The organism is Aminobacterium sp., from assembly GCF_034926885.1.
GTDB lineage: Bacteria > Synergistota > Synergistia > Synergistales > Aminobacteriaceae > Aminobacterium.
The window spans coordinates 144,311-152,180 of record NZ_JAYFQR010000020.1; the positions used below are offsets into that span (position 1 = coordinate 144,311).

The window sequence follows — 7,870 nt, forward strand, 5'->3', positions numbered from 1 at the left end:
GTGGGTAGCGCCATGAAAAAAGAGAACCTCAAAAAGTATGTGTATGATTTTGAGGAAGGCAATGCGTCTATGAAAAATGTACTGGGAGGTAAGGGGGCAAATCTTGCTCAAATGGTACAGAATGGTCTGCCTGTACCTCCTGGTTTTATCGTCTCGACAGAGGCGTGTCTCAAGTTTCTGACAGAAGATAATTCTTTCATAGATACAATTTGGCCGCATGTAGAGAAGGCTGTCGAGCGTTTGGAACAGAAAGCTGGTAAAAAATGGGATGGAGGACCGTACCCCCTTCTCGTGTCTGTACGTTCCGGGGCTCCAGTTTCTATGCCTGGCATGATGGATACCATCCTTAATCTTGGACTCAATGAAAATACTTTGGACTTCTTAGCCCATGCCTCTCAAAATAGAAGGTTTGCTCTCGATAGTTATAGGCGTTTTATCCAAATGTATGGAGAAGTGGTAGAAGGATTACATCCCAATCTCTTCGAAGACATACTTATAAAAATAAAAGAGGAACATGGTTTTTCTTTCGACTATGAAATCCCTGCCTCTCTTCTTGAAGATTTGGTTTCTCAGTATCTATCAATTTTTGAAACCCACGTCCATGAGAAGTTCCCTTCCAATCCATGGATACAATTGAAAAATGCTTTAGTTGCTGTTTTTAAAAGCTGGAATAACCCAAGAGCTGAAACGTATAGAAATCTTCACTCTATCCCTCATGATTTAGGGACTGCGGTAAATATAGTTTCTATGGTTTTTGGTAACCTCAATGAACAATGTGGTACGGGCGTTTGTTTTACTCGCAACCCTTCAAATGGAGTTGCAGAGTTATATGGTGAGTTTCTTATTAATGCACAAGGGGAAGATGTTGTTGCGGGTGTACGAACACCTCTTCCCATCTCAGAGCTTCGTTATATGATGTCCGATATGTATGGTCAGCTCTTAGATATTACGAAATCTCTAGAGACTTTTTATAGAGATATGCAAGATATAGAATTTACTATCGAAAACCGTAAGCTTTACATTTTACAGACGAGAACAGGCAAACGATCTGCTGAAGCTGCTGTTAAAATAGCTCATGATATGGCATTGGAGAAACTCATAGAGAAAAATGAAGCATTGACTCGCGTTTCAACTCGCGAAGCTGAGCTGCTTTTACATAAACAAATTGATCCAGAGACAAGTGTCCCTCTTATTACAGAGGGGTTACCGGCGTCCCCAGGGGCCTGTACAGGCATGATAGTTTTTTCTCCAGATGATGCAGTCCAATGGCATATGGCGGGAAAAACAGTTGTTCTTGTTCGCCCTGAGACTAGCCCTGATGATATTCATGGGCTTGCTGTAGCAGAAGGTGTTGTTACGAGTCGCGGTGGAATGACAAGTCATGCTGCTGTTGTTGCTCGAGGCATGGGAAAACCTTGTGTAAGTGGGTGTGAAGATATTGTTATAGATATTGAGAAAAAGCGCCTATTTTATAATAAAGATGTTTTTTTACGTGAAGGCGATGTCATAACAGTTGACGGTAGTAATGGGCGTGTTTATGAAGGAGAAGCACCTCTTCTCGATGCTAAAATCACAAAAGAATTTTCAACTTTTTTACACTGGGCTGATGATGTTGCTTCTTTGGAAGTCTGGGCAAATGCCGATACCCCTGAAGACGCAAAAAGAGCTAGAGAATTTGGAGCTAAAGGAATTGGTCTATGCCGCACTGAGCATATGTTCATGGCTCAAAATCGTCTTCCCATAATGGAGCATATGATTATAACTTCTGATGAGAAGGTGCGGCTCCATGATTTGCAATTATTACAAGAGATGCAACAGAATGATTTTGAAAATATTTTTAAAGAAATGGATGGTTTTCCTGTTATTATACGTTTGTTAGATCCGCCCCTTCATGAATTTCTCCCAAAAGAAGATCATATTCGTCAACAACTTGCTATACTCAGACATGATGAAGATTCAGATTCTGAAAAAAGAGCGGATCTGGAGGAAGTTTTGAAAAAAATTGAAATGTTAAAAGAAACGAATCCTATGATGGGATTTCGTGGCTGTCGTTTGGGGGTGTTATATCCGGAAATTTATGAAACGCAAATCAGGGCGATTTTCGAAGCAGCTATTAATTCTCAGAGCAAAGGAATACAAGTATCTCCTGAAATAATGATTCCGTTAGTGGGAATTTCTGAAGAGATGCAAATATTTCGTAAAATGGTAGACAGAATAGCTGAAGAGTACTATAAGAGTACAGGTACGATACTTGACTACAAAATTGGAAGTATGATAGAAGTTCCACATGCGGTTTTTCTAGCTGATAAAATTGCTTTATATGCAGATTTTTTTAGCTTTGGAACTAATGACTTAACGCAAACGGTTTTTGCCTATTCCAGAGACGATGCTGAATCTAAATTTTTACGAACCTACCTGCAAAAAGGGTTGCTTCAGGAGAATCCTTTCCATATTCTTGATCGAGAAGGAGTAGGTGAGATGATGCGGCTTTGTGTCAGGAAAGCAAGAGAAGTTAAGGCAAATATATCTTTGGGCATTTGTGGCGAACATGGTGGCAATCCTGAAAGTATTGCATTCTGTCACAGCATTGGTCTTCATTACGTTAGCTGTTCGCCCTTTAGAATACCAGTAGCCAGGCTAGCCGCTGCTCAAGCTGCACTGGGCTTCATTAATTAACGAGGAGGCAGTGAGATGGGAACATATACGTACATCAGGTGGTTTCCAGAAATAAATCGCAATGATATACCACTTGTTGGAGGGAAAGGTGCTAATCTTGGAGAGCTAACTCAAAATGGAGTGGTTGTGCCTCCAGGGTTTTGTGTGACAGCTTTAGCATACAGAGACTTTATCAGAGTTTCTGGGTTGGGGGCATCTATAGAAAATATCATTCAGAGCATCGATTTTGAAAACACTGATGACCTTTCCCAAAAGTGCGAAGAGATAAGAAACCTTATTATGGGAGCTTCTTTCCCACAAGAAATGGCTAAAGAGGTAAAAGAGGCTTACAATAGCCTTTGTGCACAAACAAAGATTGATAATTTGCAAGTTGCGGTAAGGAGTTCGGCAACGGCAGAAGATTTACCAGATGCATCTTTTGCAGGACAACAGGATACGTATCTTCATATTTCTGGAACAGAAGAGGTCTTAAAGCATGTCCAAAAGTGTTGGGCTTCTCTTTGGACGGCAAGAGCTACATACTATCGAGAAAAACAGGATTTTAACCATTTTGAAGTTGCATTGAGTGCTGTAGTGCAAAAAATGGTGAGGAGCGAGAAATCGGGAGTTATGTTTACTGCTAATCCCGTAACGAGCGATATTAACCAGATTATGATCAATGCCAGCTGGGGATTGGGAGAAGCAGTTGTTTCTGGTGTTGTTACTCCTGATGAATTTATTTTAGAAAAAGATCATCTTGATGTTGTAGAGAAAAATATTGCTGAAAAGAACACAATGATTGTGGAAAAAAATAGTGGCATTGGAACGGTCAAAGTTGCTGTAAAAGATTTTCTTGGACCGGATAAGGTTAAAATGCAGTGTCTTTCTGATATGGAAATTATCATTCTTGGAAAGGCTGGAAAAGCTATAGAAGCCATATATAAAAGCCCGCAGGATATAGAATGGGCTCTGGATAAAGAAACAAAAGAATTATATATACTTCAAGCTCGTCCTATAACGACACTTAAAGGGGGAGAAGAGTCCGTGGATCAGAATACTGCGGCTCCAGCACAGAAAGAAGTTAAATTAGATGTTTTAGCGAGAGGCTTGGCAGCTTCACCTGGCATCGCGGTAGGGAAAGTACTTATCATTCATGATCTTAATGAAATTGCTCGCGTTAAAGATGGTGATATCTTAATAACTGGAATGACAAATCCTGATATGGTTCCCGCGATGAGAAAGGCTGCTGCTGTCGTTACAGATGAAGGTGGACGTACGTGTCACGCAGCAATAGTTTCAAGAGAGTTGGGAATTCCTTGTATAGTGGGCACTAAAAATGGTACGGCCGTTCTCAGTGAGGGAATGCTTGTTACTGTTGATGCGACACGGGGAGTTGTCTTTAACGGCAACGTTATACCAGAGAAGAAAGATTCCGCAAAAGAAACAGCATCACATTCCGATACGGCTGCATTCCCAATCGAAGATTTGGCATATCAGCTTGCCCCTATTACTGGGACGAAGATTTATATGAACCTCGGCGAACCCTCTATCATTGATCGCTATAAGCAGCTTCCATTTGATGGCATCGGTTTGATGCGTACGGAATTTATATTTACAAATATGGTTGGGATTCACCCCATGTATCTTGTAAAAACAGGGCAAGGAAAACTGCTTGTAGATAAGATGTCTGAAGGTATAACGACTGTGGCACAAGCTATTTACCCTCGTCCCGTTGTTGTTCGCATGAGCGATTTTAGAACCAACGAATTCAGAGGGTTAAAAGGTGGAGAAGAAGTTGAACCTGTAGAGAATAACCCGATGATTGGTTGGCGTGGCGTTTCCCGTTACATTTCTCCAGAGTACGAAGCTGGATTTAGACTGGAATGCCAGGCTATGCGTAAGGTAAGAGAAGAATATGGTCTTGTCAATGTCTGGATGATGCTTCCTTTTGTTCGTACTACCTGGGAACTTGAGCGTGTTCTTGACATACTGCGCTCTGAAGGGCTTGAAAGAAGTTCCTCCTTTAAGCTTTGGATCATGGCCGAGGTTCCTTCTGTTGTCTTTGCAGCTGAAGAATTTGCGCAGATGGTTGACGGTTTCAGTATCGGCAGTAATGATCTTACTCAGCTTGTTATGGGAGTGGATAGAGATTCAGGAATTCTAAATAACATGGGGTATTTTGATGAGCGCAACATCTCTGTGCAGCGCGCTATTCGAATACTTATTCAGGCTGCTCATAAATATGGCAAGACGTGCTCAATTTGTGGCCAGGGTCCCTCTCTTTATCCTGATTTTGCAGAATTCCTCGTTAAAGAGGGAATTGACAGCATGAGTGTCAATCCTGATACAGTTGCATATACAAGAAAACTCGTAGCTGCTGTTGAACAGCGTATTATCCTTAATAGCATTAGGAATAGCAAATAGAAAAGAAATCCAAAACGCTAGCGTAAAAAAGAGGGCTGAAATTAATTTCAGCCCTCTTTTTTTGCTTCCATCGTCATTATCTCTTAGTTTGTAATGCCATACTGCTTTAAAAGATCCTGATACCTATCTTCAATGGTCTTAGCAGGGCTTGGATCATTTTCATAGGGTTTTGCATCTCCCGTGGGAACATTGGACTCTTCAGCAGGCTTCTGGGATGGAATAGGCTGCTTTTGTAGGGGAGATAGACCTGGTTCTGTGCCTTCTGTTCCAGGGAACGTCCAAGGAATATTGCCGTTTGGAAAAGTTGCATATGTGTAATAATGTTCCTCATCTTGCGGAAGTAGATAGAGTCTGGGTGCTTGAGGATCGTTTTGACTGGCAAATAATTCTCCCCCGTGAAGAGGGCATATTGTTGTCGGTATTGACCCCGTAGGTAAGAAAATAGTAGCGGCAGGGCAGTTAGGGCTAGCTAAAAAGCCTGATTCTCTGCATATTTGTACTGCTTCTACAGAAAGGCCTTCTGGAATGTCGAATGATTGAGGAAGGTGAAGAACCTTCACGGCCTTTTCCATGAAACGTTTCCAGACGGGAACGGCGATAGCACTTCCAGTCGCATTCCTTCCTAATGGTTTATGATCATCGTTACCAGCATAAACGATTGTAACGAGTCCAGGAACTCCGCCAGCAAACCATGCGTCGCTGTAATCATTTGTTGTTCCAGTTTTTCCAAAAGTTTCCCAGCCAGGAATGCGTGCCCGTCGACCTGTTCCAGCTTGAACAACATCTTCCATAAGTGATCGGATGACAACAGCTGTTGTCGGAGAAATCCCATCCTTGACTTCGGGAGTATGAAATTCGAGAACATCACCATTGCTTGATCGGATTTCACGAATCATGAAGGGGCTTACAAGATGTCCTCCATTTGCAAAAGTAGAAAAGGCGACAGCCATTTCCATGGGTGTTATACTCGCTGTTCCCAGTGCTAAAGAAAGGTCATAAGGCAAATGTGGAGACGTAATCCCTGCACTTCGAGCCATATGTACAACATTGGTTACTCCTATGAGATCTGCCATTCGTACAGCCACAGTATTGTATGAGTGTATGAGGGCATCAAGTACCGTTACTTCTCCGTTATATTTATTGCTATAGTTTCCTGGTTCCCATTTCTTTTCTTCTCCAGGAATATCGTATGAGAGGGGAGCGTCAAGAAAATGATCTGTTGGCAATATCCCTTTTTCTAAGGCTGCTGCGAAAACAAAAGGTTTAAAAGCAGAACCAGGTTGACGATAAGCTTGTGTAACCCGATTGAATTTACTCTTTGAGAAATCTTTGCCGCCTGTCATGGCTAACACCTCTCCTGTGAGAGGGTCCATGGCAATGAGAGCCCCTTGGCTCTTCAATGTTTGAATGGAAGCATCAGCCTCTTCTTGCAGATCTAAATCCAGCGTCGTATGTATTTCCATACCGCCACTGTAAACGAGATCTGCTCCATATTTAGGTAACAAATAATTAAAAAGCAAGTGCGCAACAAAGTAAGGAGCTCTATTGTATTCTGTGACTTTATTGGGAGTATGTTTTAATACGATTTCTTCTTTATAGGCAGCATCGCGAGTCTCACTGTTAATCCATCCCAAATCAACGAGACGTCCCAGAACATAGCCCTGTCGTTTCTTAGCATTTCCCATATTGTTTAGTGGGCTATAACGCTCTGGTGCAGCTATCAGGCCAGCCATTACAGCTGCTTCGTGAAGATTGAGGTCTTTTACCTCTTTCCCAAAATATGTTTTACTTGCTGTTTCAACACCCCATGCTCCGTGTCCAAAGTAAATGGTATTAAGGTACATCTCTAAAATTTTGTCTTTTGAAAAAAGCTGTTCCATTCGGATAGCCAGCATAATCTCTTTTGCTTTTCTTTTTATGGTTTTTTCATGAGTCAAGAAAAGATTACGCGCCAATTGTTGGGTAATGGTACTTCCTCCCTGTCTAGCGCCACGATGCAATATGTCGACCATCAATGCACGTACTATGGCAGGGAGGCGGATTCCACTGTGTTGATAAAAAGAAGAGTCTTCTGCAGCCAATGTACACTTTATCATCCATGGAGAAACATCTTTCAGTTGTACTGGCTTTCTATTTTCTGTAAATAAACGTGCTATAACTTGATTATCACGATCATAAACAGTGCTTGCAACACTCTCTTTATGAGCTAATATTTGGGTAGTCGTCGGCAGCTCTTCCGAAATTTCTCTGACAAATAAAGCTCCCCAAACGGAAATAACTGCTATGCTTGCACATACGACCAAAAGGAACAGTAAAATTATTTTTCGAAGGAAACTGGGTTTGCCAGAATGTGATGATTTCTTAGTCTTCTTCTTTTCTTCTGGCGTTGATTCTTTTTGTGTCATTGCTGAAGCCTCCTCTATACATGGGCAACACTATACTTTCAATATAATAACTATATCGTGTACTGCCAACTTCAATGGAAGAATTATACCATCTCAAAAGTTTTTTTATAAAAAGTTGAAAAAGGGCTTGCATTCCATTCAAAGGCGTGGTATATTTTTCGCCGTTGCCGGTTAGGGCAACGAGCTGAAAAACAAACGAAGCTTGAAAAGAGAATACAGTGCGTAAATGTAAAGCGAGCCAATACAAGAAATTCATGGAGAGTTTGATCCTGGCTCAGGACGAACGCTGGCGGCGTGCTTAACACATGCAAGTTGAACGGAGGCATATCATCACGACTTTTCGGAGGAGAGATGATGTGTTCTTAGTAGCGGACGGGTGAGTAATG

3 protein-coding genes and 1 rRNA gene are annotated in these 7,870 nt (G+C 41.7%); 3 read left to right on the top strand and 1 reads right to left on the bottom strand.

The annotated features are described in order from the left end of the window. Positions 1-12: 12 nt before the first annotated feature. Both ppdK and ppsA read left to right on the top strand, forming a co-directional pair. Positions 13-2,676, top strand: a complete 2,664-nt coding sequence (ppdK, locus tag VB083_RS09695) for a pyruvate, phosphate dikinase (RefSeq protein WP_213701771.1) — start codon at positions 13-15, stop codon at positions 2,674-2,676. 15 nt (positions 2,677-2,691) lie between these two features. Continuing rightward, positions 2,692-5,079, top strand: coding sequence for a phosphoenolpyruvate synthase (ppsA, locus tag VB083_RS09700; protein ID WP_323402001.1), 2,388 nt, complete (start codon positions 2,692-2,694; stop codon positions 5,077-5,079). 83 nt (positions 5,080-5,162) lie between these two features. Here ppsA and VB083_RS09705 read toward each other — a convergent pair whose 3' ends face one another. Continuing rightward, complete coding sequence (locus VB083_RS09705; protein WP_323402002.1) at positions 5,163-7,484, bottom strand: PBP1A family penicillin-binding protein; 2,322 nt, start codon at positions 7,482-7,484, stop codon at positions 5,163-5,165. A gap of 251 nt (positions 7,485-7,735) precedes the next feature. Here VB083_RS09705 and VB083_RS09710 point away from each other — a divergent pair. Then, positions 7,736-7,870, top strand: a 16S ribosomal RNA gene (locus tag VB083_RS09710); the annotation flags it as partial.